The following is a 21172-nucleotide window of genomic DNA, read 5'->3' on the forward strand; positions in this document are numbered from 1 at the left end:
ATCCTAGCCCATCAGCATGTCGCCGTCTCCGCATCCGCCGGTGAGCCCAACGATCGCGGCCTGGCGCGGCTATGGCCTCTCCATCCTGGGCGTGGCCCTGGCCCTGGGCGCGCGAGTGGCCCTCGGCCCGGTCTTCGAAGGCCGGCCGATTCTGCTGATCTTCGCCCCAGCCGTGCTGTTCGCCGCCGCTGTGGGGGGGCCCTGGCCGGCCCTGCTGGCCGCCGCCCTGAGCCTGGGCGGCGCCGTGGCCGTCAGCGACACACACCTGTTCAACGACCCGGCCGAGCTGGCCGAGGCCGTGCTGTTCGTGGCCCTGGCGCCGGCCATCGCCTATGGCGGCTTCCGCCTGCAGCGACAGTCGCGCGCCGCCGCCGACGCGGTGCTTCACCTGGCCCAGCGCGAGGACCACCTGCAGTCCATCCTGGCCACCGTGCCCGACGCCATGGTGGTGATCGACGAACAGGGGGTGATGCAGTCCTTCAGCGCCACGGCTGAGCGGCTGTTCGGCTGGAAGGCGGCCGAGGTCATCGGCCGCAATGTCAGCATGCTGATGCCCCAGCCCTATCGGGACGCCCATGACAGCTATCTCGACCGCTATCGCCGCACCGGCGAGCGGCGGATCATCGGCATCGGCCGGGTGGTGGTGGGCGAGCGCAAGGACGGCTCGACCTTCCCCATGGAGCTGGCGGTCGGGGAGATGCAGTCCCAGGCCGAACGCTATTTCACCGGCTTCGTCCGCGACCTCTCCGAAACCCAGGCCACCGAGCGCCGCCTGCAGGATCTCCAGGCCGAGCTGGTCCATGTCTCGCGGCTGACGGCCCTGGGGGAGATGGCCTCGGCCCTGGCCCACGAACTGAACCAGCCGCTCTCGGCGATCGCCAACTATGTGAAGGGTTCGATCCGCATCATGGATCAACCCGCCCCGGACACCGCCAAGGTGCGCAACGCCCTCGTCCAGGCCGGCGAGCAGGCCCTGCGGGCCGGCGAGATCATCCGGCGGCTGCGCGACTTCGTCTCCAAGGGCGAGACCGAGCGCCGCATCGAGCCCCTGCCCCAGCTGATCGAGGAGGCCGGGGCCCTGGCGATGATCGGCGCCAAGGAATACGGGGTGCGCCTGCGCTTCGACCTGGCTCCCGAACCCCGGATGGTGCTGGCCGACAAGGTGCAGGTGCAGCAGGTGTTGCTGAACCTGCTGCGCAACGCCATCGAGGCCATGTACGAGAGCCCCGTGCGCGAACTGACCGTGGCCTCCGTTCCGGGCCCCGACGACATGGTCACCATCACCGTCGCCGACACCGGCCCGGGCATCGATCCGCAGATCGTCCAGCGCCTGTTCCAGCCCTTCGTCACCAGCAAGAGTCAGGGTATGGGCGTCGGACTTTCCATTTCGCGCACGATCATCGAAGCTCACGGCGGCCGTATCTGGGCCGAGCCGGGCCCGAAGGGCGGTACGGTGTTTTCCTTCACCCTGCGCGCGGTTCCCGAGGAGGAGCTTTCTGTTGCCGGTTGATTGCGTCCACATCATCGACGACGACGAGGCGATCCGCGATTCCCTGAGCTTCCTGCTGGAGAGCGCGGGGTTCGACACCCGCACCTACGACTCGGCCGAGCAGTTCCTGGAGAGCGCCGCGGGCCTGTCGGGCGGCTGCATCGTCAGCGACGTGCGGATGCCGGGCATGAACGGGCTGGAGATGACCCGCCAGCTCAAGGCGATGCAGGTGAACCTGCCGATCGTGATGATCACCGGCCACGGCGACGTGCCCCTGGCGGTGGAGGCCATGAAGGCCGGAGTCACCGACTTCCTCGAAAAGCCCTTCAATGACGAGGCCCTGCTGAACGCCATCAAGGTGGCCCTGTCGGAGACCGCCCCGGGGGCCGGCGCCGTGCTCGCCGAACCGTTCCGCGAACTGCTGGCCCAGCTGTCGCCCCGGGAGACCGAGGTCCTGCGCGGCGTCGTCGAGGGCAAGGCCAACAAGGTCATCGCCTTCGAGCTGGGGATCAGCCCCCGCACCGTCGAGGTCTATCGCGCCAATGTCATGACCAAGACCGGCGCCGCCAGCCTGTCGGAACTGATCCGCATGGCCCTGCTGGCCGGGTTCGCCTAAGCCCTGGATTGCGCTGCATCAAATACGCACGTCCCGACTGCCGCTAGGGTCTCCAGCTTAGAGTGGAGACTGGACTGCGTGTCGAACCCCCCGCCCACCATCATTCTCGTGGACGACGACATCGCCCTGCGCACCGCCCTGACCTTCACCCTGGAACTGGACGGTTTCGTGGTGACCGCCCTGGGCAGCGGCGAGGACCTTCTCAACTACACCCTCCCAGCGGCCCCGGCCTGCCTGGTGCTCGATCAGAACATGGGGGGCCTCACCGGCCTCGACTGCCTGGCCGAACTTCGCTCGCGCGCCATCGACATGCCGGCCCTGCTGATCACCAGTCACCCCCGCCAAAGCGTCCGCGACACCGCCGCGGCCCTGGGGGCGGTGATCGTCGAGAAGCCGCTGCTGGGGGACGCCCTGCTCGCGGAGATCGACGCGGCGCTGAAGCGGCAGGCGGGGAACCTGAACTAATCCCCCACGGCCGAGTTGACTCCCATCAAGGCGCCCCGTCCCGGCCCCGCGCCAGATGGCCTCGACTGCAAGGGAGATTTCGCCGTGCGCCCAAAAGGTGACCCGACCCCCGATCCCGCCCCCACACCGGAGGCCGAGCTGCAGCGGCGCATCATTGAGGTGCTGGATGAGAACCACCTGATGAGCGTGGCCACCAACCGCAGCGACGGCTGGCCCCAGGCGACCCTGGTCAACTATCTGCGGGAGGGCCGCGCCCTTTGCTTCGTGGTGGCGCGCGACAGCCAGAAGTTCGCCAACATCGCCCGCGACCCGCGGGTGTCCCTGGCGATCGGCGGCGGTTCATCGGGAGCCCGCGGCCTGTCGATGTCGGCCCGGGTCCATGAGGTGACCGCGCCCCACCGGATCGAGCAGATCAACAAGCTCATCTGGGCGCGGGCCGAGGAGAAGGCCTTCTCGCCCCACCCCCTGTCGGCCTCCGTGGCGGTGCTGCAGGCCGATCCGGAGATCGTGGCCCTGACCGACTACGCCGACCCGCCCGGCCGGCGGGACCTGGTCCGGATCGTCGAGGACTGGCGCGTGGAGAGACTCTAGGCCGCGGCCGCGCCGAGACGGCCGATGGCGCGAAGCCAGGCCTCGCGACGGGCGGGCTTGCCCTCGACATCCCCCAGGATCGAGTGCCGGATCGGGCTGACCCCGGAAATCCAGAGGATGCCGCGCTCCAGGGCCCGCAGGCCGGCGGCGTCGAACACCCAGCGGAAAATGGGGGCCGGCATGCCCATGGTGACGATCATTCGGGCCGAGCGTCCCTTCAGCAGGCCGCCCATGCCGCCGCCGTCCTTGCGCAGGGCGAAGCCGTAGCGGAACACCTGTTCCAGGAAGGCCTTCAGCAGGGCCGGGGCGCCCCCCAGCCACAGCGGGAAGATGATCACCACATGGTCGGCCCAGGCGATGGCGGTCTGAGCGCTGGCGATCACCGCCGGCGGCGGGCTGTCCTCGAAGTCCTGCTTCGAATGAATCATCGGGAAATCGAGGGCGCCCACGTCGATCCGGCGGATCATGTGGCCCGCCTCGCTGGCGCCGCGGACATAGGCGTCGGCCAGGGCCGCGGCGAACCGCGTGCCGGCGGGATCGGGGTGACCGTTGATGACGACGATCTTGCGGGGCATCAAAGCGCCTTGGCGTGACGCCCGGCTTCAGGAGCGAAATAGGTGTCGAAGACCGCGCAGACGGTCCTCACCACCAGGCGGCCAAGGTCGGTGACGATCAGGCGGTCACCCTGCATCACCACCATGCCGTCGTCGGCGAAGTCGGTCAGCTCGGCGAGTTCATCGTTGAGGTCGGCCAGGACGCGGCCGTGGCGGGCGCAGACCGCGCCGAGGTCCACCTGCAGGTCGCACATCAGCCGCTCGATGATCTCGCCGCGGAACCGGTCCTCCGGGGTGATCGGGACACCGCGGGCGATAGGCAGATCGCCGGCGGCGATGGCCGCGCGCCAGCCCAGTTCCTGGGCGACGTTCTGCACCAGGCCCTGAGGCAGACTGCCGATGGCCGAGGCGCCGAGGCCCAGCAGGGTCTGGGCGCTGTCGGTGGTGTAGCCCTGGAAGTTGCGGCGCAGGCGGCGCTCGGTCTGGGCGCGGGCCAGGTCGTCGGTGGGCAGGGCGAAGTGGTCCAGGCCGATACGGACATAGCCCGCCGCCATCAGGTGCTCGGCGGCCGCCTCGCTCTGGTCCAGGCGCTCGGCGGCGCCCGGCAGGGCGGCCTCGTCGATGAGCTGCTGGTGGGTCTTCATCCAGGGCACGTGGGCGTAGCCGAACAGGGCCAGGCGCTCGGGCCGCAGGGTGAGGATCTTGTCCACCGTGCTCAGCGTGTTGACCGTGGTCTGCTTGGGCAGGCCGTACATCAGGTCCAGGTTGATGGAGCCGACCCCGGCCTCCCGCAGCCAGCCGACGCAGGCGGCGATCTGTTCGAAGCTGACCTCGCGGTTCACGGCGGTCTGGACGGCGGGCGTCAGGTTCTGCACCCCCAGGCTCGCCCGCGACAGGCCGTGGGAAGCCGCGGCCTGCACCCAGTCGCGGGTCAGGACGCCTGGATCGAGCTCGGCGGCCACCTCGGCGTCGGCGGTCAGGTCGAAGATCTGGCGCAGCCGGCCGAAGATGGCGGTCATCTCCTCCGGCGACAGCATGTTGGGGGTGCCACCGCCCAGGTGGATGGCGTTGGCCGCCAGCCGGTGCGGCAGGGCCTGCTCCAGCAGGTCCATCTCGGTGACCAGGTGATTGACGTAGTCGCGCACCGGCTCGTGGCGGTTCACCGCCCGGGTGTTGCAGCCGCAGTACCAGCAGAGCTGGGCGCAGAAGGGGATGTGCAGATAGAGCGACACCGGATCGGTGGCCGGCAGTTCGGCGAGCCAGCGGCGGTAGGTGGCCGCGTCGACCTCGGGGGAGAACTGGACCGCGGTGGGATAGCTCGTATAGCGCGGGGCGCGACCGTCATACTTGGCGATCAGTTCGTCCATCGCCAGGGTGACCGGCTTGGGGGCGTGCAGGACAGAGGGCGGGGTCGACAAGGCGGCGGTCTCCGGAACGGTGTTCGCACCATTGAGACTCAACAGCCTTCCCGCGCCCTGACCTGGATCAAACCCTAGGCAGCGGCGCGTCCTCGGGGTCGTCGATGAGGATGCGGGCGGCGTCGCCGTCGGGGTCCTCATACTGGCCGTTGCGGACCGTCCACCAGAAGGCGCCCAGGCCGATGAGGGCCAGCAGGACCGAGAACGGGGCAAGCAGGAAGAAGATGTTCATCGGCCTGCCCGGTTCATGCGCAGGGCGTTCAGGGTGACCGCCAGGGAGGAGCCCGACATGGCCAGGGCCGCCAGGAAGGGATTGATCAGGCCCAGCATCGCCGCCGGCGCCGCGATCAGGTTGTAGAGGGCCGAGAAGCCGAAGTTCTCCAGGGCCCGCCGGCGCGCCGTGCGGGCGACGTCGAAGGCGGTGACCACCGCCCCCAGGGCCTCGCCGGAGAACACCAGGTCGGCGGCGTTCTGGCTGCCGTCCAGGGCCGTGCCCGGCGCCATGGCGGCGTGGGCCTTGGAGAGCGCCGCGGCGTCGTTGAGGCCGTCGCCCACCATCAGCACCTTCTGGCCCGCCAGGGACAGGGCCTCGACGGCCTCGGACTTCTCGAAGGGGGTCAGGCCGGCGCGCCACTGGTCGACGCCCAGCTCGCGGGCGACGGCCGCCACCGGACCGGCGTGGTCTCCGGAGAGGATCTCCACCGTCAGGCCCCGGGCCTTCAGATCCTCGATGGCCGCCCGGGCGTCGGGGCGGATGGCGTCATGGAAGGTGAAGCGGATCTTGGTCTCGCCCTCGAAGGCGAACCAGAACTCGCTCTCGTTGGCCGAGGGCTCCGCGACGCCGACGAAGGCTGCGCGGCCCAGGCGCGCGCGGCGGCCGCCGATCAGGCCCTCGACCCCCTGGCCGGGGGTCTCCACCACGTCCTGGGCCAGGGCTTCGCCCGGGTCCTCGGCGGCGAGCGCGCGGGCCAGGGGATGGGCCGAGGCCCGCGCCAGGGGCGCGGCCAGGGCGATGGCGGCGGGGACCGGATCCACCAGGGTCGGCCGTCCCAGGGTCAGCACCCCGGTCTTGTCGAACACCACGTGGGTGATCTCGGCCAGGCGCTCCAGGGCGGCGCCGGATTTCACCAGCACCCCCTTGCGGAACAGCCGCGCCGAGGCGGTGATCTGCACGGCCGGCACGGCCAGGCCGAGCGCGCAGGGGCAGGTGATGATCAGGACCGCGACGGCCCGCAGCAGGGCCTCGCGCGGGCCCAGGCCAAGCCCCCAACCCAGGACGAAGGTCAGGGCCGCGGCGGTGTGGACGACGGGGACATAGATGGCCGCGGCGCGGTCGGCCAGGCGGACATAGAGGGATTTCGACTGGGCGCCGGCGTCCACCAGGCGAGCGATGGCGGCCACGGCGGAGTCGTCGGAGCGGGCCAGGGCCTGGAGGGTGAGCGTCCCCCACAGATTGAGGCCCCCGGCGCGGCAGACCTGGCCGGGGCGCACGGCGATGGGGCGGGTCTCCCCGGTCAGCAGGGCGTTGTCGAGCTCGGAGCGGCCGGACTCCACATGGGCGTCGACCGGGATGCGTTCGCCGGGCCGCACCAGGATCAGGTCGCCGACGGCGACCTCGCTGAGGGGCTTGCGGTGCTGGGCGCCGCCGGCGTCGAGGACGGTGGCGCTGGGCGCCTGCATGGCCAGCAGGTCGGCGGCGGCGCTGCGGGCGCGGCTGCGCAGCTTGTGGTCCATCCAGCGGCCAATCAGCAGCAGGAAGAGGAGGGAGACGGCGGCGTCGAAATAGGTGTCGCGGCCGTGCAGGAAGGTCTCGACGAAGCTGATCCCCAGGGTCAGCAGGACCCCCAGGGAGATCGGCACGTCCATGTTGGCGCGGCCGACCTTCAGGGACCGCCACGCGGACTCGAAGAAGGGCATGCCGGCATAGAGGGCGCAGGGAGCGCCGATCAGACCGCTGAGGATCTGCATCATGGTGCGGGTGGACTCGCCGAGCTCCTGGCCGAACAGGCCGGCCCAGAGGGGCACCGAGAACATCATGGCGTTGCCGGCGCCGAAGGCGGCCACGCCGAGCGCCAGGGCCAGGCGGCGGCCCTCCTTGTCGTGGGCGGCCGCGGCCAGGCCGGGGTCGTAGGGGGCGGAGGGATAGCCCAGCCGCTCCAGGACGCTCATCACCCGAGCGGGGTCGCCGGTGCGGTCGGCGAAGGTGACGGTGAACTTGCCGGAGGTGAGGTTGAGGCGGGCGCGCTCGACGCCGGGCATGGCGGCCACCGCCGTCTCGATCTTCGACAGGCAGGCGGCGCAGCGCGCGCCCTTCACCAGCAGGTCCAGGGTCGCGCCGCCGTCCTTGTCGGACTTCAGGAAGGCCGAATAGTCGGGCGCCGCGTCGTAGGTCACCGCCATGTCAGCCTCCGCTCGGCCTCGAAGCGGGCGCCGGCGCGGCTGCGGGCCACCAGGCTGAGGTCCCAGGCGCCGGTGAGGCCGGCGACGCGGGCGACATAGATCCCGGGCGCGGTCTCGGCGAACTTGGCGGTCTTGCGGCCAGACTCGGTGGCCGGGCGCTCCAGCTTGGCGTGGACGGCGAGCCCGGTGACCGGGGCCCCCGCGCGGTCGCGGAAGGACACCGTGACGCCGCCGCCGGCGCCGGACTGGGCGGTGGCGCGCCAGCCGAGGCGATCCTGGGCGGCCAGCTGGGCGAGCTTCTTGTTGTAGGCGACGCCGTCCTCGTAGGGGGTCACAGAGACCTCTCCGGGGAAGGTGCGAATGGCCATGACGGTGAAGCCGGTGTCCACGGCGATCACCACCAGGAAGAAGCCGACGATGATGGCCAGGACGTGGAGGCCACGCAGCTGGAATCCGGTGGGGGATGCGGTCTGGCTCATCGCGCGTTCGCGGCTCCCGAAAGGAAGTTGGTCTTGACGGTCATGGCGTCCCCGTCGGCCCGCAGGGCGAAGGCGGCGGGCATGTTGGGGGCGTCGATGGCGGCGGCCGGGACGGTGACGAAGACCCGCACGGCGCGGACCTCGTTGGGTTCGACGCGGACCCGCAGGGCCTCGCCGTCGGTCGCCGCGCCGGGGGTGCGCAGGCGGGCGCCCGGCGGTCCGGTGAAGGCGATCGCCACGTCCTTCGGATGGAAGCCGCGGTTGGCGATCTTCAGGGTGTAGCCGTCGCGGATGGCGCCGTCATGCAGGCGCACGAACATCGGATTGCGGTCGCGCAGGACGTGGACGTCCAGGGCGCTGCGGTGGGTCATGCCCCAGATCATCAGGGCGCTGACCAGGGTGAGCGCCACGGCATAGTAGGCGGTCCGCGGACGCAGCAGGCGATAGACCGGGGTCTGGCGGACCACGCGGGCGGCCACGGCGGCGTCGGTGTCGTAGGCGATCAGCCCCTTGGGCCGGCCGACCTTCTCCATGATCTCATCGCAGGCGTCGATGCACAGGCCGCAGTTGATGCACTCCAACTGGGAGCCGTCGCGGATGTCGATGCCGGCGGGGCAGACCACCACGCAGGCGTTGCAGTCGATGCAGTCGCCGCGGCCCTCCCAGGTCGCGCCCTTCTTGTGGGGGCCGCGGGTCTCGCCGCGGTCGCGCCGGTAGGTGACCTGCAGGGAATGCTCGTCCAGCATCGCCCCCTGGATACGGGGCCAGGGGCAGAGATAGGTGCAGACCTGCTCGCGCATGAAGCCCGCGAAACCGTAGGTCGTCACCGTCAGCAGGGCGGCGAAGATATAGGCGGTAGCCGGCGCCTGGCCGATCCAGAAGTGGCGGATCAGGGTCGGGGCGTCATGGAAGTAGAAGATCCAGGCGCCGCCGGTGCCGAAGCCGATGGCCAGCCAGACCGCGTGCTTGCCGATCTTGCGCCAGGCCTTGTTGAAGGACCAGGGATCGGCGTCCAGCTTCATGCGGGCGTTGCGGTCGCCCTCGAAGGCGCGCTCCACATAGATGAAGAGGTCGGTCCAGACGGTCTGCGGGCAGGCGTAGCCGCACCAGAGGCGGCCGAACAGGGCGGTCACCAGGAAGAGGGCGAGCGCCGAGATCACCAGCAGGCCGGTGATGAAATAGACTTCCTGCGGCCAGAGCTGAATCCCGAAGAAGTAGAAGCGGCCGCCGGCGAAGTCGACGAGCACCGCCTGGTCCGGAAGGGCGCCGGGGCGCTCCCACCGGATCCAGGGGGTGACGTAGTAGATCGTCAGCATGACGATCAGCAGGATCCACTTGATCCGCCGCCACTGGCCATGGACCAGCTTGGGATAGATCGGGGTCCGGGGCTTGTAGAGGCCCAGGGTGAAACCCTTGGCCCGCGCCTTGGCCGCCGCGGAGATGGGGCCGGAGCCCCCTCCGGGCGGGGGCGGGGTGGGCTTGGTCCGATCGATGACGACGGTCATGGGTACGCTCTACTGGCCGCCGGCGTTGGCGTGGATGTAGACCGCCAGGGCCTTGATGGTTTCGGGGCTGAAGCGGGCCTCCCAGGTCGGCATGACGCCGCCCTGGCCGTTCCAGATCTGGTTGTGGATATCCGCGCGATCCGGCCCGTAGAGCCAGTCGGCGTCGGTCAGGTCAGGGGCGCCCTTGGTGATGTCGCCCTTGCCCTGGGGTCCGTGGCAGATGGAGCACTGCTCGACGAAGACCGGTGCGGCGCGCTTGATGGCGGCCACATTGGCCGGCCGCCGCGAGAGGGCGACCACGAACTCGGTCAGATCGTCGACCTGGGCCGGCTGCAGCATCTGATCACGGCCAAAGGCCGGCATCTGGGACTGCCGCGCATGGGGATTGTCCGAGCGGATCCCCACCTGGATGGTGTGCTGGATATCCTCCAGGGTGCCGCCCCAGAGCCAGACGTCATCGCGCAGGTTGGCGTAGCCCTTGGCGCCGGTGCCGCCCACGCCGTGACAGGTGGCGCAGTTGTCGCCGAACACCGACTGGCCCACCGCCAGGGCGTAGGCCTGGAGCTTGGGGTCCTTCTCGATGGTCTCCAGCGACGCGGTCCGGAGCATGGCCCCTTCGGCGCCGCGCAGGTGCTGCAGTTCGGCCAGTTGCTTGGCCACCTCGACGCGGTCGGACTGGTGCAGGACCCCCTTAGCGTAGCTGTTGACGCCCGGCCAGGAGGGCATCAGCACCCAGTAGATCGCCGCGATGACGATGCAGCCGTAGAAGATGTACAGCCACCAGCGCGGCAGCGGATTGTCGAGTTCCCGGATGCCGTCCCACTCGTGGCCGGTGGTTTCGACGCCGGAATGTTCGTCGGTTTCACGATGGGACATGGTCGTCCTCACTGTCCTCCAGCGGCAGAGCCGCGAGGCGTTTGAAATCTTCGGCGTGACGTGGCCAGAGGGCGTAGATCAAGCCGGCGAAGAACAGCAGCCCGAAGTAGAGGGTGCCGCCCTGCTGGGCGAAGCGCGCGAGCGCCTCGTAAGAGAGGTCGCTCATCGCTGATTCTCCGGGCTTTCCGCGTGATAGGTCCGGAAGTCCACCAGGCCGCCCAGCATCTGGAGATAGGCGATCAGGGCGTCCATCTCGGTCAGCCGGCCGGGGTCGCCGTCGAAGTCGCGCTGGGCGAGCTTGGCGCCGTAACGCTTCTTCAGGGCCGTGGCGCGGGAGTCGAAGGGATCGGCCTGGGCCTCCAGATCGTCCGTGGCGTGGTCGATCTGATCCTGGGTGTAGGGCACCCCGACCTTGGTCATCGCGGCCAGCTTGTCCTGGATGTCGCGATAGTCGAGGTCCTTGTTCCGCAGGAAGGCGTAGGGCGGCATCACCGATTCCGGCACCACCGACCGGGGATCGGTCAGGTGGTCACGGTGCCAGCCGTCGGAGTACTTGCCCCCGACCCGGGCCAGGTCAGGCCCGGTGCGCTTGGAGCCCCACTGGAACGGGTGGTCGTACATGCTCTCGGCGGCGAGGCTGTAGTGGCCGTAGCGTTCGACCTCGTCGCGCAGGGGGCGGATCATCTGCGAGTGGCAGACATAGCAGCCCTCCCGGACGTAGATGTCCCGGCCCTCGAGTTCGAGGGGGGTGTAGGGGCGAACCCCGTCCACCTTCTCGATGGTGCTCTCGAGGTAGAAGAGCGGCGAGATCTCCACCAGGCCGCCGATGGAGACGACGATCACGATGCCGATGATCATCCAGAGCGAATGACGCTCGAAGTTGGCGTGTTTCTTCCACATGGTCTGGCCCCCTACTCAGCCGCGACGAAGGCGGGGAGGGAGCTGGCGCCTTGAGGCAGGGCCTCATGACCCGGCATCCGAACCGTCCGCCAAATGTTGTAGGACATGATCACGGCGCCCGAGAGGTACATGAGCCCCCCGATGGTGCGGATGATGTTCTCGACGTGCTTGGCCGCGACAGTCTCGACGAAGCTGTTGGCCAGGAAGCCTTGCGGCGTGTACTCGCGCCACATCAGGCCCTCCATGATGCCGGAGACCCACATCGCGGCGATGTAGAGCAGGATGCCCGTCGTCGCGATCCAGAAGTGCCACTCCACCAGCTGGTTGGAGTAGAGCTTGTCCTTCTTCCACAGCCACGGAACCATGCAGTAGACGGCGCCGAAGCTGATGAAGCCGACCCAGCCGAGCGCCCCGGAGTGCACGTGGCCGATGGTCCAGTCGGTGTAGTGGGAGAGCGCGTTGACCTCCCGCAGGCTCATCAGCGGGCCTTCGAAGGTGGACATGCCGTAGAAGGCCAGGGCCACCACCATCATCCGGATGACCGGGTCGGTGCGCAGCTTGTCCCAGGCGCCCGAGAGCGTCATCAGGCCGTTGATCATGCCGCCCCAGGAGGGCATCCAGAGCATGATCGAGAAGGTGGCGCCCAGGGTCTGGGTCCACTGCGGCAGGGCCGTGTAGTGCAGGTGGTGCGGGCCCGCCCAGATGTAGATGAAGATCAGCGACCAGAAGTGGACGATGGACAGGCGGTACGAATAGACCGGCCGCTCGGCCCGCTTGGGCACGAAGTAGTACATCATCCCCAGGAAGCCGGCGGTCAGGAAGAAGCCGACCGCGTTGTGGCCGTACCACCACTGCACCAGGGCGTCCTGGACCCCGGCATAGACCGAGTAGCTGCGATGGTTCAGCAGGCCCACGGGCAGGGCCATGTTGTTGACGATGTGCAGGATGGCGATGGTGATGATGAAGGCGAGATAGAACCAGTTGGCCACGTAGATGTGGGGTTCCTTGCGCTTCCAGATGGTGCCCAGGAAGACCAGCAGATAGGCGACCCAGACCACGGTCAGCCACAGGTCGATGTACCACTCGGGCTCGGCGTATTCCTTGGACTGGGTGATGCCCGCCAGGTAGCCGGTGGCCGCCAGGACGATGAACAGCTGATAGCCCCAGAAGACGAACCAGGGGGCGACGCCGCCGGCCAGCCGCGCGCGGCAGGTTCGCTGCACCACCCAGAAGGAGGTGGCGATCAGGGCGTTGCCGCCGAAGGCGAAGATCACCCCGGAGGTATGCAGGGGCCGCAGGCGACCGAAGTTCAGCCAGCCCGCCTCAGGGAAATAGAAGATGTTGGGCCAGGAAAGCTGGGCGGCGATGACCACCCCCACCAGCATGGCGACCACCGCCCAGAACATGGTGGCGATCACCCCGGCGCGGATCACGCCGTCCGAATAGCGGCTCGGATCGGGCTTGAACTTCCCGTAGGCCACCCCGGCCGTCATGGCCGCCGCGCCCAGGACGAAGGCGGCCAGGAAGATGAAGGCGTGGAACCGGAACAGCGGATCCTGGGTGAAGGCCGCGGCGAGCAGGGCCCCGAAGGCCCCGACGCCTGTGAATATATAGAGCAGAACAGCGTCCAGTGGCGCGCCGTCGTCCTGCCGGATCGAAACCTGTGTCATGAATCCCCAACCCGCTTAGCGAATGTGGTCGGGGGATGCCGGGTATCCTGGGGTAAGGCCTTGACGTAGATCAACGCCATCCAAGAGGTCGCGGGGCACCACTGTCCCTGCCGGATATCCGGCAGTGGAGCAGGAACCCGATGCCTCGTACTCAACCAGCGGACCCGATGCAGTCCGCCCTGTTCGCCGCCGTCGCGGCCCTCGCCGCCGCCGCCGCGGGAACCGCCGGCGTGGCGCTCGCTCACATCTGGGCCACCTCCCAACGGGGCGTGATCTGCGGTCTCGACCAGGCCGGGGACGCTCACTGCTGGGCCTGCTACGCCGCCCCCCTGCTGGCCCTGGCCGCCCTGAGCCTCTGGGGCGCCGCCGAGCAGCGTCTGGCGCGGGTCGCGGCCAAGGCGCCCCGGGCCCGTTGATGGCCCGTCCCCTCGCCACAGCGACCTTCGCCGCCGCCCTGGCGATCGCCACGGCGGGCGCGGCCCAGGCCGCCGCCGATCCGGTCGCCGCTGCGCAGGCCCGCGGCCGCGTCTTCGCCGAGCGCAACTGCGCGGCGTGCCACGCCGTCGGGCTGACGGGGGAGAGCCCGCGCCGCAAGGCGCCGCCGTTCCGCCTGCTGGCCGGCCGCTTCGTTCCCCTGACCCTGCAGCGCCGGCTGACCGAGATCAGCGAAACCGGCCACTACGACATGGCGCCCTTCGCCATCCATTCGGACGAGGCCGGCGACGTGGCGGCCTATCTGAACAGCCTCGAGCGCCGCTAGGCCTCACCCCTTTTCGGTCGCCGCGGAACGACGCACCGAATTCCCGCCTCGGCCGCGCGGCCCGATCGCCTGACCGGCTCAAGGTCCGGCACGGAATCTGCTGGCCTCCGCAGGCCGATTTCCACTCCGCCGGGCGCCCGGGCGCGACACTCGCGCCGTTCGGCGCGCCGAAAAGTCGCCGTGCGGTATTCACCGGGCGATGCGCGGCGGCGACACGGCGCGGCTCGCTCGCGCTCAGTTTTGATAACTCGCGTCGGTTGCACTACCCGATCTGGTGAAATCCAAAACTCAAGTTCGTTGAGCGATTTCTACCCAATATGAGTATAGGCCCAAATTCAGGACACCGGTGGCGCCGTGGCCGAGGGGCGTAATGGGCCTCGTGTGACAGCCATGAAAGCGCAAATCAGGCGCCATTAAGACTGATTTTCAAGTTTGGACACTGAGAACGCGGGGGTTTTCACGCTTTTGTTGGCTCTGACCGTCACATTGTCGGGGTGCGACCGTCATGTCGCTTTGCAAAGTTGTAATATTCGCCTTTACTCACCGAATCTTGCAGTGACGCGCTGGTTTCCCCCGATCGTGCGCGCCGAAGGGCCCAGGAGAAGAACACCGTGGCGGAGCTATCCAACAAGACCCCCGATCCGATGGACGTCGCGCTTGGCGCGGCGGTGCGCATCCGCAGACGCACCATCGGGATGTCGCAGGAAGCTCTGGCCGAACAATGCGGCGTCAGCTTCCAGCAGATTCAGAAGTACGAGAACGGCGCCAACCGCATCTCCTTCTCCCGCCTGGTTCAGATCGCGCGCGCCCTGCGCTGCCGGGTCGTCGACCTGATGGACGTGCTGGACACGCCTGGCCACGACGCAGTCGGCGACCTGGACCTGCTTTCGCGCATGCGGACGCCTGGGGCCCTGGAGCTCCTGGCCGCCTTCGAGAAGCTGCCCCAGGACGCGCGCGCCTCGCTGGTGAGCTTCATGCGCGCCCTGACCAGCCCGGAGGGCGCCCTGCGCAGCAAGCAGAAGGAAATGGCCTAGCCGCGGCAGGCCGAGGGGGAAGCTGGGACGGCTCCGCGGCTGATCAGGCCGCGGCTTCGTCCCGCGCGGCCAGCCGGGCGATCTCGGCGAGCAAGGCCGCCGGGGACACCGGCTTGGCGACATAGCCGTCCATGCCGCAGGCCCGATAGGCCTCGATCTGATGGGCCAGGACATTGGCCGTCGTGGCGACGATCGGGGTGTGGGCCGCCGGCCCCGGCAGGGCCCGGATCTGGCGGGTCGCCTGAACGCCGTCCATCACCGGCATCTGGATATCCATGAAGATCAGGTCGTAGTCCCCGGTTCGCGCGCAGGCCACGCCCTGCGCCCCGTCATCGGCGGTCTCGACGCTGGCGCCGAGCGCGCTGAGCATGTGGGTGGCCACCAGGCGGTTGGTGGGATTGTCCTCCACCACCAGGACCCTAAGCCCCTCCAGACACCGTCCGGCGTCGCCGGCCTCGGTCTCCCGGCCGCACGCCGGGGCGGCGATCTCGAACCAGAAGGTGGAGCCGGCTCCCTCGGTGCTGGAACAGCCGATCGCCCCGCCCATGGTCTCGGCCAGGGCCCTGGTCATGGCCAGGCCCAGGCCCGAACCGCCCAACCGCCGGGTCAGGGAGCCGTCGGCCTGCTGGAAGCGGTCGAACAGTCCGGCCTGGGCGTCGGCGGGAATGCCGATCCCGGTGTCGCGCACCTCGACGCGCAGGCGCTGGGCCTCTCCCGTCCCCTTGGCCTCCAGGCGGATGGAGACCTCGCCGCGCGGCGTGAACTTCACCGCGTTGCTGGCCAGGTTGAAGATCATCTGACGCAGGCGCACGGGGTCGAGGCGGGCCCAGCCGAGCGCGGCCGGGGCGCTCAGGGACAGGGTCACGCCCTTGCCCCGCGCGTCGGCGCCGACCATGCCGGCCACCGTATCCAGGGCCGCGGCCAGGTCGGTGGGCTCCGGCGCCAGGTCCAGGCGCCCGGCCTCGGCCCGGGAGAAATCGATGATGTCGTTGAGGATCTGGGCCAGGGTCGCGCCCGAGGCCAGGGCCTCCCGCAGCAGGTCCTGTCCCCGTTCGGTCAGGACGTCGCCCTTGAGCAGGTGCAGGATCCCCAGCACCCCGTTCATGGGGGTGCGGATCTCGTGGCTCATATTGGCCAGGAACTGGCTCTTGGCCTCGGCCGCCTCCAGGGCGGCGTCGCGGGCGTCGGAGAGATCGGTGACGTCCAGGCTGACCCCCAGCAGCTCCCAGCCGCCACTGGCCTGCAGTGCGATCCCGGCCCAGGTGCTCTGCATCCGCCGGTAGCCCTGGGGGGTGAGGTGCCGATACTCGACGCGGCCGATCTCGCCGGTGAGCAGGCTATGCTCCCAGCGCTCGGACACCTCGGGGCGGTCGTCGGGATGCACCGCCGACAGGAAGATCGCCTCGGCGACCGGCTGGGCGGGGGCTCCGCCGTCGGCGAGGGGATTGAGATCGTACTCGCGGGTCTCGCAATCGAAGCGCCAGATGTAGACCCCGGCGGTCATGCCCAGCAGCTCGGCCACCCGACCGGCCTCGCGTTGCGCCTTGGCCGCCCGCCGCTCGGCGCTGACATCCTGGATCACCACCAGGACCCGGCTCTCGGCCGCGCCCTTGGCCCGGGCGCGCACCCAAAGCCATTCGCCCGCGATGGGCCCCAGGCGCAGCTCGCAGGCCATCGCCCCGTCGCGGGCCAGCTCCTCCAGCTTGGCCTGCACCAGGGACGTGTCGTCGGGATGGATGAAGTCGGCGAAGGCCCGGCCCCGCGTCTGCGCCTCGCTCCAGCCGGAGAAGGCGTGCCAAGCGGGATTGGCCCGTTCGATGACGCCGCCCTTGAACACCACGAAGATGTCGAGGGCGTTTTCGAAGAACCAGGCGGCAGCTTCGTCCGCGGCGGCATCCATGGATCGGCGCCCTCCCAGCCCCTTCCGGACCTGGCTCCATAGCCGCACCGGAGGGTAAAGATTGGCTTTCGTCCATAGCCCAGCTCGCGCCTGAACCGAGGCTGGGCGGGGGGCTTGCGACGCCGTGCCACAGGCTCCGCCTTGGCGGCGCCCCGGAACGGAAACGGACGGCGCCTCCGCTAGGGAGAGGGCCTCCATCGAAGGCCCGCGGATCGGGCCTTGGGCCCTACTCCGCCTTCAGGTCGACCGCGGCGATCTTCCCGCGCTCTTCCTTCTCCTGGTAGCTCACCTTCTGGCCCTCGTTGAGGGCGCGCAGGCCCGCGCGTTCGACCGCGGAGATGTGGACGAAGACGTCCTTGCCGCCGTCGTCGGGTTGGATGAAGCCGTAGCCCTTGGTGGTGTTGAACCACTTGACCGAACCGGTGGCCATGTCGTGTCGCTCCCTGACAAGCCGTTTCAGGTGGGCGATCAGGCCTGCGCGCGTTCGCCCGGGTGACAATCCTGGTGGTCTGGGAACGGCGCTTGTTCGGGTCCGCCGAGGGCGGGGGGAGGAACGTCTGCAGGCCCAAATCAGCGATTGCGGGAGAATTTGTTCAACGCCCCGGCGAAACGGTCAACCCAAAATGGCGGTCAGCTTTCGGCCAGGACCCTGTCGATCACCGCCTTGGCTTCGGGTCCCGACCAGTCGGCGCCGCCCGACAGACGGGCGCGTTCGACCCCGTCCTTGCCGAAGATGACGGTGGTGGGCATGCCGGTGGCCGCAGGCTTAAAATCGTAGGGCAGCTTCAGCTTCGGGTCCCGGTAGAAGACCAGGGGCGCGTGCTGAGCGATGAAGGCCCGCGCCTTGTCGGCGTCCCGGTCGCCATCGACGCTCACCGCCACCACGGCCACCGGCTGGCCCTGATACTCGGCCGCCAGCTTGGCCAGGGTGGGCATCTCGATCACGCAGGGACCGCACCAGGTGGCCCACATATTGACCACCACCACCTTGCCCTTGAAGTCGGCCAGGCGAAGCGTCTCGCCGTTCGCGCCCTGGAAGCTGGTGGCCGGCGCGGGGCCGGCCTCGGCCGGGAAGACCAGCTTGGCCATCTCGCCCTTGGCCAGGCTCTTGAGGCTGGTTGTCTGGCGGGGGTTTATGGATGCCTGCGCCATGATGTAGACAACCGCCGCGACGCCTAGCAGGGCGACGCCCCAGAGCGCGCCTTTCAGGAGGCCCGATCTGGGCTTCGCCGTCTCCTCGGGTGCTTGGCTCATATGTCCGACGACTCCACTCACGGTTCTGACAAGCCCGCATCTGGCCAGGCCATGTGGGGCGGAAGGTTCAGCGCCAAACCGGCCGAACTGATGCAGGCGATCAACGTCTCCATCGGGTTCGACAAGCGCCTGGCGCCGCAGGACCTGGCGGGGTCCCGCGCGCACGCGGCGATGTTGCGCAAGCAGGGCGTCATTACAAGCGCCGACGAGCAGGCCATCCAGGGCGGGCTGCAGGCCATCGAGGCCGAGATCGCCGCCGGGACCTTCCCCTTCCGCGACGAGTTCGAGGACATCCACATGAACGTGGAGGCCCGGCTGCGGGAGCTGATCGGGCCGGTGGCCGGCCGGCTGCACACCGCCCGCTCGCGCAACGACCAGGTGGCGGTCGACTTCCGCCTGTGGGTGCGCGACGCCTGCGACCGCACCGTCGCCCAGCTGCGCGCCCTCCAGCACGCCCTGATCGCCAAGGCCGAGGCCCACGCCGAGACCCTGATGCCCGGCTTCACCCACCTGCAGCCGGCCCAGCCCGTCACCTTCGGGCACCACATGATGGCCTATGTGGAGATGTTCGGCCGCGACGCCGGCCGCTTTTCCGACGCCCGGCGTCGCATGAACGAATGCCCGCTGGGCGCCGCGGCCCTGGCCGGCTCCCCCTTCCCCATCGACCGCGACGCCACCGCGCGCGCCCTGGGCTTCGACCGGCCCACCGCCAATTCCCTCGACAGCGTCTCGGACCGCGACTTCGCGCTGGAGGCCCTCGCGGCGGCGACCCTGGCGGCCATCCACCTGTCGCGCCTGGCCGAGGAGATCGTGGTCTGGATGACGCCGCAGTTCGGCTTCATCAAGCTGACCGACGCCTTCACCACCGGCTCCTCGATCATGCCGCAGAAGAAGAACCCCGACGCCGCCGAGCTGGTGCGCGCCAAGGTGGGGCGCCTGCTCGGCTCCTTCACCCAGCTCGCGGTGGTGATGAAGGGCCTGCCGCTCGCCTATTCCAAGGACATGCAGGAGGACAAGGTCCCCACCTTCGAGGCCTTCGACGCCCTGGAGCTGTCGCTGGCGGCCATGGCCGGGATGGTGGCCGACATGGAGCCGGTCTCGGCCCGGATGGCCGCGGCCGCCGGAGCCGGCTTCTCCACCGCCACCGACCTGGCCGACTGGCTGGTGCGGACCCTCGACATGCCCTTCCGCGACGCCCACCATGTCACAGGGGCGGCGGTGAAGCGGGCCGAGGCGCTCGGCTGCGACCTCTCCGACCTGCCGCTCAAGGAGCTCCAGGCCCTCTCCCAGGGGATCACGGCCGAGGTCTATGACGTTCTGACACCGCGCGCTTCGGTCGGAAGCCGCAAAAGCTACGGCGGCGCCGCGCCGGACCAGGTTCGCGCTCAGATCGCGCGTTGGAAGGATATGCTGAAATGACCCTTCGCCCCCTCGTGATGATCGCGGCCCTCGCGCTCGCCGCCGGCGGCCTGTCGGCCTGCGGCAAGATGGGCGAGCTGGAACGCCCCGGCCCCATCGGCCACGCCCGCTCCAACGCTGACGCCGGCGCCGAGCCCACCCGCTCGATCCGCACCATCGATCCGCGCGACACCAATTCCGATCCCTCGCCCTCGCGCTCGGTTCCCATCGAGAGCACCAACAATCCCATGGCCAGCGGGCCCCAGGGCGCCCTCAACGATCCCTACGCCCGCCCGCGATGAACCACTTCGAGGTTACGGGCGGCGAGCTCGCCTGCGAGGGCGTCGGCCTGACCGCCATCGCCGAGGACGTCGGCACACCGGTCTATGTCTATTCCACCGCCACCCTGGAGCGGCACTACACGGTGCTGCGCGACGCCCTGGTCAATGAGGGCCTGGGCGACCCGCTGATCGCCTTCGCCGTAAAGGCCAATTCCAACGTCGCGGTGCTGCGCACCCTGGCCCGGATGGGCGCCGGGGCCGACACCGTCTCGGAGGGCGAGATTCGCCGGGCCCTGGCCGCCGGCGTGCCCCCCGAGCGCATCGTCTTCTCCGGCGTCGGCAAGACGGAGGCGGAGATCGCCTTCGCCCTCAAGCACGGGGTCGGCGAGATCAATGTCGAGTCCGAGCCCGAGATGCACATGGCCTCCCAGGTCGCCCAGTCGATGGGAACCCGGGCCGTGATCGCCATCCGGGTGAACCCCGACGTCTCGGCCGGCGGCCACGCCAAGATCTCCACCGGCAAGTCCGACAACAAGTTCGGGGTCTCCTTCTCCGAGGCCGAGCGGCTCTACGCCCAGGCCTCCAACAACGCCGGCCTCAAGCCCGTCGGCGTCACCTGCCACATCGGCAGCCAGATCACCCACCTGGCCCCGCTGGAGGAGGCCTTCGTCAAGATGCGCGGCCTCGTCGAGCGCCTGCGCGGCGAGGGCCTGGCCGTCGAGCGCCTGGACCTCGGCGGCGGCCTCGGCGTGCCCTATTTCAACATGCCCACCCCGGCCTCGCCGGCCGAGTACGCCGCGATGATCGCGCGCACCATGCACGGCCTGGACGTCCAGTTCGCCTTCGAGCCCGGCCGGATGATCTGCGCCAACGCCGGGATCCTGCTGTCGAGGGTGCAGCACATCCACGAGCGGCCCGAGGGGCGGAAGTTCGCGGTGCTGGACGCGGCCATGAACGACCTGATCCGGCCGGCCATGTACGACGCCTATCACGACATCCGCCCGGTGAAGGCCCGGGCCGGCGACCCGGTCACCTATGACGTGGTGGGGCCGATCTGCGAGACCGGCGACACCTTCACCCGCGACCGCGACCTGCCTCGCCTAGAGGCCGGCGACCTGGTGGCCTTCATGAGCGCCGGCGCCTACGGGGCGGTGATGTCGAGCGAGTACAACAGCCGCCTGCTGGTCCCCGAGGTGCTGGTGGACGGCGACCGCTTCGCCGTGATCCGCCCGCGCCCCACCTATGAGGACATGCTGGCCAGGGAGCGGATGCCGGACTGGCTGACGCCGACGACCTGACTTGAGCGCGTGAGGGTCCGGAACCGCGCGTCCCGCCCCTCGTTGCCTAGGGTGACCTAGGAGGTCCCCTCATGAGTACGCGAGTCTATATCGCCGCCATCCTCGCCCTGATGGTCGCCGGCGTGCTGTTCGGCATGGGCGCCATTCCGGTGCTGATGATCCCGGCCCTGTCGGCCAAGGCCAATGTGCTGCTGCCGATCGTGGTGATCCTGTCGATCATCCTGACCCCGCCCATCGCCTGGAAGCTCGCGCCGAAGCTGCGCGCCAAGCGTCACGCGCCGTAG

24 protein-coding genes are annotated in these 21172 nt (G+C 69.5%); 11 read left to right on the forward strand and 13 right to left on the reverse strand.

Features of this window, described 5'->3' with window-relative positions; all coding sequences use genetic code 11:
- Window positions 1-40 precede the first annotated feature (40 nt).
- The 4 genes from ACO06I_RS12355 (at window position 41) to ACO06I_RS12370 (ending at window position 3161) form a co-directional block, all read left to right on the forward strand.
- Window positions 41-1510: a PAS domain S-box protein gene (locus ACO06I_RS12355; RefSeq protein WP_421932867.1), complete on the forward strand. Its 1470-nt coding sequence runs from the start codon at window positions 41-43 to the stop codon at window positions 1508-1510.
- Window positions 1500-2105, forward strand: a complete 606-nt coding sequence (gene fixJ / locus ACO06I_RS12360) for a response regulator FixJ (protein WP_421932868.1) — start codon at window positions 1500-1502, stop codon at window positions 2103-2105. Before ACO06I_RS12355 ends, fixJ begins: the two co-directional genes overlap by 11 nt.
- Before the next feature lie 78 nt (window positions 2106-2183).
- Window positions 2184-2570, forward strand: a complete 387-nt coding sequence (locus ACO06I_RS12365; protein WP_421932869.1) for a response regulator transcription factor — start codon at window positions 2184-2186, stop codon at window positions 2568-2570.
- Between the two features lie 84 nt (window positions 2571-2654).
- Complete coding sequence (locus ACO06I_RS12370; protein ID WP_421932870.1) at window positions 2655-3161, forward strand: pyridoxamine 5'-phosphate oxidase family protein; 507 nt, start codon at window positions 2655-2657, stop codon at window positions 3159-3161.
- Here the strand turns inward: ACO06I_RS12370 and ACO06I_RS12375 are convergent.
- From ACO06I_RS12375 to ccoN, 10 genes are all read right to left on the reverse strand, one after another.
- Window positions 3158-3736 carry an NAD(P)H-dependent oxidoreductase gene (locus ACO06I_RS12375; RefSeq protein WP_421932871.1) on the reverse strand — a complete coding sequence of 193 codons (579 nt, stop codon included), beginning with the start codon at window positions 3734-3736 and terminating at the stop codon, window positions 3158-3160. The two genes, ACO06I_RS12370 and ACO06I_RS12375, sit on opposite strands and share 4 nt — an antisense overlap.
- The gene (gene hemN / locus ACO06I_RS12380) at window positions 3736-5133 is read right to left on the reverse strand and encodes an oxygen-independent coproporphyrinogen III oxidase (RefSeq protein ID WP_421932872.1); all 1398 of its coding nucleotides are present in this window, start codon (window positions 5131-5133) and stop codon (window positions 3736-3738) included. The genes ACO06I_RS12375 and hemN overlap by 1 nt, the downstream gene beginning before the upstream one ends.
- A 67-nt stretch (window positions 5134-5200) precedes the next feature.
- The gene (gene ccoS, locus ACO06I_RS12385) at window positions 5201-5365 is read right to left on the reverse strand and encodes a cbb3-type cytochrome oxidase assembly protein CcoS (protein WP_421932873.1); all 165 of its coding nucleotides are present in this window, start codon (window positions 5363-5365) and stop codon (window positions 5201-5203) included.
- Window positions 5362-7533: a heavy metal translocating P-type ATPase gene (locus tag ACO06I_RS12390; RefSeq protein WP_421932874.1), complete on the reverse strand. Its 2172-nt coding sequence runs from the start codon at window positions 7531-7533 to the stop codon at window positions 5362-5364. Before ACO06I_RS12390 ends, ccoS begins: the two co-directional genes overlap by 4 nt.
- The gene (locus ACO06I_RS12395; protein WP_421932875.1) at window positions 7524-8012 is read right to left on the reverse strand and encodes a FixH family protein; all 489 of its coding nucleotides are present in this window, start codon (window positions 8010-8012) and stop codon (window positions 7524-7526) included. Before ACO06I_RS12395 ends, ACO06I_RS12390 begins: the two co-directional genes overlap by 10 nt.
- Entirely contained in the window at window positions 8009-9517 is a 1509-nt protein-coding gene (gene ccoG, locus ACO06I_RS12400) for a cytochrome c oxidase accessory protein CcoG (protein ID WP_421932876.1), read from the reverse strand. Before ccoG ends, ACO06I_RS12395 begins: the two co-directional genes overlap by 4 nt.
- 9 nt (window positions 9518-9526) lie before the next feature.
- On the reverse strand, window positions 9527-10393 hold the full coding sequence (gene ccoP, locus ACO06I_RS12405; RefSeq protein ID WP_421932877.1) for a cytochrome-c oxidase, cbb3-type subunit III: 867 nt from the start codon (window positions 10391-10393) through the stop codon (window positions 9527-9529).
- Window positions 10380-10559, reverse strand: a complete 180-nt coding sequence (locus ACO06I_RS12410; protein ID WP_304697491.1) for a cbb3-type cytochrome c oxidase subunit 3 — start codon at window positions 10557-10559, stop codon at window positions 10380-10382. Before ACO06I_RS12410 ends, ccoP begins: the two co-directional genes overlap by 14 nt.
- Window positions 10556-11293 carry a cytochrome-c oxidase, cbb3-type subunit II gene (gene ccoO, locus ACO06I_RS12415; protein WP_421932878.1) on the reverse strand — a complete coding sequence of 246 codons (738 nt, stop codon included), beginning with the start codon at window positions 11291-11293 and terminating at the stop codon, window positions 10556-10558. The genes ACO06I_RS12410 and ccoO overlap by 4 nt, the downstream gene beginning before the upstream one ends.
- Before the next feature lie 11 nt (window positions 11294-11304).
- Entirely contained in the window at window positions 11305-12963 is a 1659-nt protein-coding gene (gene ccoN, locus ACO06I_RS12420) for a cytochrome-c oxidase, cbb3-type subunit I (protein WP_421932879.1), read from the reverse strand.
- A 167-nt stretch (window positions 12964-13130) separates the two neighbouring features.
- Here ccoN and ACO06I_RS12425 point away from each other — a divergent pair, with 167 nt between their 5' ends.
- From ACO06I_RS12425 to ACO06I_RS12435, 3 genes are all read left to right on the forward strand, one after another.
- Window positions 13131-13379, forward strand: coding sequence for a hypothetical protein (locus ACO06I_RS12425; RefSeq protein WP_421932880.1), 249 nt, complete (start codon window positions 13131-13133; stop codon window positions 13377-13379).
- The gene (locus tag ACO06I_RS12430) at window positions 13379-13723 is read left to right on the forward strand and encodes a c-type cytochrome (RefSeq protein WP_421932881.1); all 345 of its coding nucleotides are present in this window, start codon (window positions 13379-13381) and stop codon (window positions 13721-13723) included. Before ACO06I_RS12425 ends, ACO06I_RS12430 begins: the two co-directional genes overlap by 1 nt.
- A gap of 611 nt (window positions 13724-14334) precedes the next feature.
- The gene (locus ACO06I_RS12435; RefSeq protein ID WP_421932882.1) at window positions 14335-14757 is read left to right on the forward strand and encodes a helix-turn-helix domain-containing protein; all 423 of its coding nucleotides are present in this window, start codon (window positions 14335-14337) and stop codon (window positions 14755-14757) included.
- Window positions 14758-14800: 43 nt separating this feature from the next.
- On the opposite strand, the gene ACO06I_RS12440 is transcribed toward ACO06I_RS12435, so the two are convergent.
- The 3 genes from ACO06I_RS12440 to ACO06I_RS12450 form a co-directional block, all read right to left on the reverse strand.
- A complete protein-coding gene (locus ACO06I_RS12440; protein ID WP_421932883.1) occupies window positions 14801-16657 on the reverse strand; it encodes an ATP-binding protein in 1857 nt (618 codons plus the stop codon).
- A gap of 226 nt (window positions 16658-16883) precedes the next feature.
- On the reverse strand, window positions 16884-17087 hold the full coding sequence (locus tag ACO06I_RS12445) for a cold-shock protein (RefSeq protein WP_304697500.1): 204 nt from the start codon (window positions 17085-17087) through the stop codon (window positions 16884-16886).
- A gap of 200 nt (window positions 17088-17287) precedes the next feature.
- Window positions 17288-17911, reverse strand: coding sequence for a TlpA family protein disulfide reductase (locus ACO06I_RS12450; protein ID WP_421932884.1), 624 nt, complete (start codon window positions 17909-17911; stop codon window positions 17288-17290).
- Here ACO06I_RS12450 and argH point away from each other — a divergent pair, their 5' ends adjacent.
- From argH to ACO06I_RS12470, 4 genes are all read left to right on the forward strand, one after another.
- On the forward strand, window positions 17912-19330 hold the full coding sequence (gene argH, locus ACO06I_RS12455) for an argininosuccinate lyase (RefSeq protein WP_421932885.1): 1419 nt from the start codon (window positions 17912-17914) through the stop codon (window positions 19328-19330).
- Window positions 19327-19611, forward strand: coding sequence for a hypothetical protein (locus ACO06I_RS12460; protein WP_421932886.1), 285 nt, complete (start codon window positions 19327-19329; stop codon window positions 19609-19611). Before argH ends, ACO06I_RS12460 begins: the two co-directional genes overlap by 4 nt.
- Complete coding sequence (lysA, locus tag ACO06I_RS12465; protein ID WP_421932887.1) at window positions 19608-20888, forward strand: diaminopimelate decarboxylase; 1281 nt, start codon at window positions 19608-19610, stop codon at window positions 20886-20888. The genes ACO06I_RS12460 and lysA overlap by 4 nt, the downstream gene beginning before the upstream one ends.
- A 71-nt stretch (window positions 20889-20959) precedes the next feature.
- A complete protein-coding gene (locus ACO06I_RS12470; protein WP_421932888.1) occupies window positions 20960-21172 on the forward strand; it encodes a hypothetical protein in 213 nt (70 codons plus the stop codon).

The sequence above is a fragment of the Phenylobacterium sp. genome (assembly GCF_965229015.1).
Classification (GTDB): domain Bacteria; phylum Pseudomonadota; class Alphaproteobacteria; order Caulobacterales; family Caulobacteraceae; genus Phenylobacterium.

Excerpts from the sequence above, each read along its gene's own strand:
- ACO06I_RS12430 (WP_421932881.1), top strand. The coding sequence starts at position 13,379 with ATGGCCCGTCCCCTCGCCACAGCGACCTTCGCCGCCGCCCTGGCGATC.
- ACO06I_RS12470 (WP_421932888.1), top strand. The coding sequence starts at position 20,960 with ATGAGTACGCGAGTCTATATCGCCGCCATCCTCGCCCTGATGGTCGCC.
- ccoO (WP_421932878.1), bottom strand. The coding sequence starts at position 11,293 with ATGTGGAAGAAACACGCCAACTTCGAGCGTCATTCGCTCTGGATGATC.
- ACO06I_RS12450 (WP_421932884.1), bottom strand. The coding sequence starts at position 17,911 with ATGAGCCAAGCACCCGAGGAGACGGCGAAGCCCAGATCGGGCCTCCTG.
- ACO06I_RS12445 (WP_304697500.1), bottom strand. The coding sequence starts at position 17,087 with ATGGCCACCGGTTCGGTCAAGTGGTTCAACACCACCAAGGGCTACGGC.
- ACO06I_RS12375 (WP_421932871.1), bottom strand. The coding sequence starts at position 3,736 with ATGCCCCGCAAGATCGTCGTCATCAACGGTCACCCCGATCCCGCCGGC.
- ccoS (WP_421932873.1), bottom strand. The coding sequence starts at position 5,365 with ATGAACATCTTCTTCCTGCTTGCCCCGTTCTCGGTCCTGCTGGCCCTC.
- ACO06I_RS12460 (WP_421932886.1), top strand. The coding sequence starts at position 19,327 with ATGACCCTTCGCCCCCTCGTGATGATCGCGGCCCTCGCGCTCGCCGCC.
- ccoG (WP_421932876.1), bottom strand. The coding sequence starts at position 9,517 with ATGACCGTCGTCATCGATCGGACCAAGCCCACCCCGCCCCCGCCCGGA.
- ACO06I_RS12425 (WP_421932880.1), top strand. The coding sequence starts at position 13,131 with ATGCAGTCCGCCCTGTTCGCCGCCGTCGCGGCCCTCGCCGCCGCCGCC.
- ccoN (WP_421932879.1), bottom strand. The coding sequence starts at position 12,963 with ATGACACAGGTTTCGATCCGGCAGGACGACGGCGCGCCACTGGACGCT.
- ccoP (WP_421932877.1), bottom strand. The coding sequence starts at position 10,393 with ATGTCCCATCGTGAAACCGACGAACATTCCGGCGTCGAAACCACCGGC.
- ACO06I_RS12390 (WP_421932874.1), bottom strand. The coding sequence starts at position 7,533 with ATGGCGGTGACCTACGACGCGGCGCCCGACTATTCGGCCTTCCTGAAG.
- ACO06I_RS12410 (WP_304697491.1), bottom strand. The coding sequence starts at position 10,559 with ATGAGCGACCTCTCTTACGAGGCGCTCGCGCGCTTCGCCCAGCAGGGC.
- ACO06I_RS12395 (WP_421932875.1), bottom strand. The coding sequence starts at position 8,012 with ATGAGCCAGACCGCATCCCCCACCGGATTCCAGCTGCGTGGCCTCCAC.
- argH (WP_421932885.1), top strand. The coding sequence starts at position 17,912 with ATGTCCGACGACTCCACTCACGGTTCTGACAAGCCCGCATCTGGCCAG.
- lysA (WP_421932887.1), top strand. The coding sequence starts at position 19,608 with ATGAACCACTTCGAGGTTACGGGCGGCGAGCTCGCCTGCGAGGGCGTC.
- ACO06I_RS12440 (WP_421932883.1), bottom strand. The coding sequence starts at position 16,657 with ATGGATGCCGCCGCGGACGAAGCTGCCGCCTGGTTCTTCGAAAACGCC.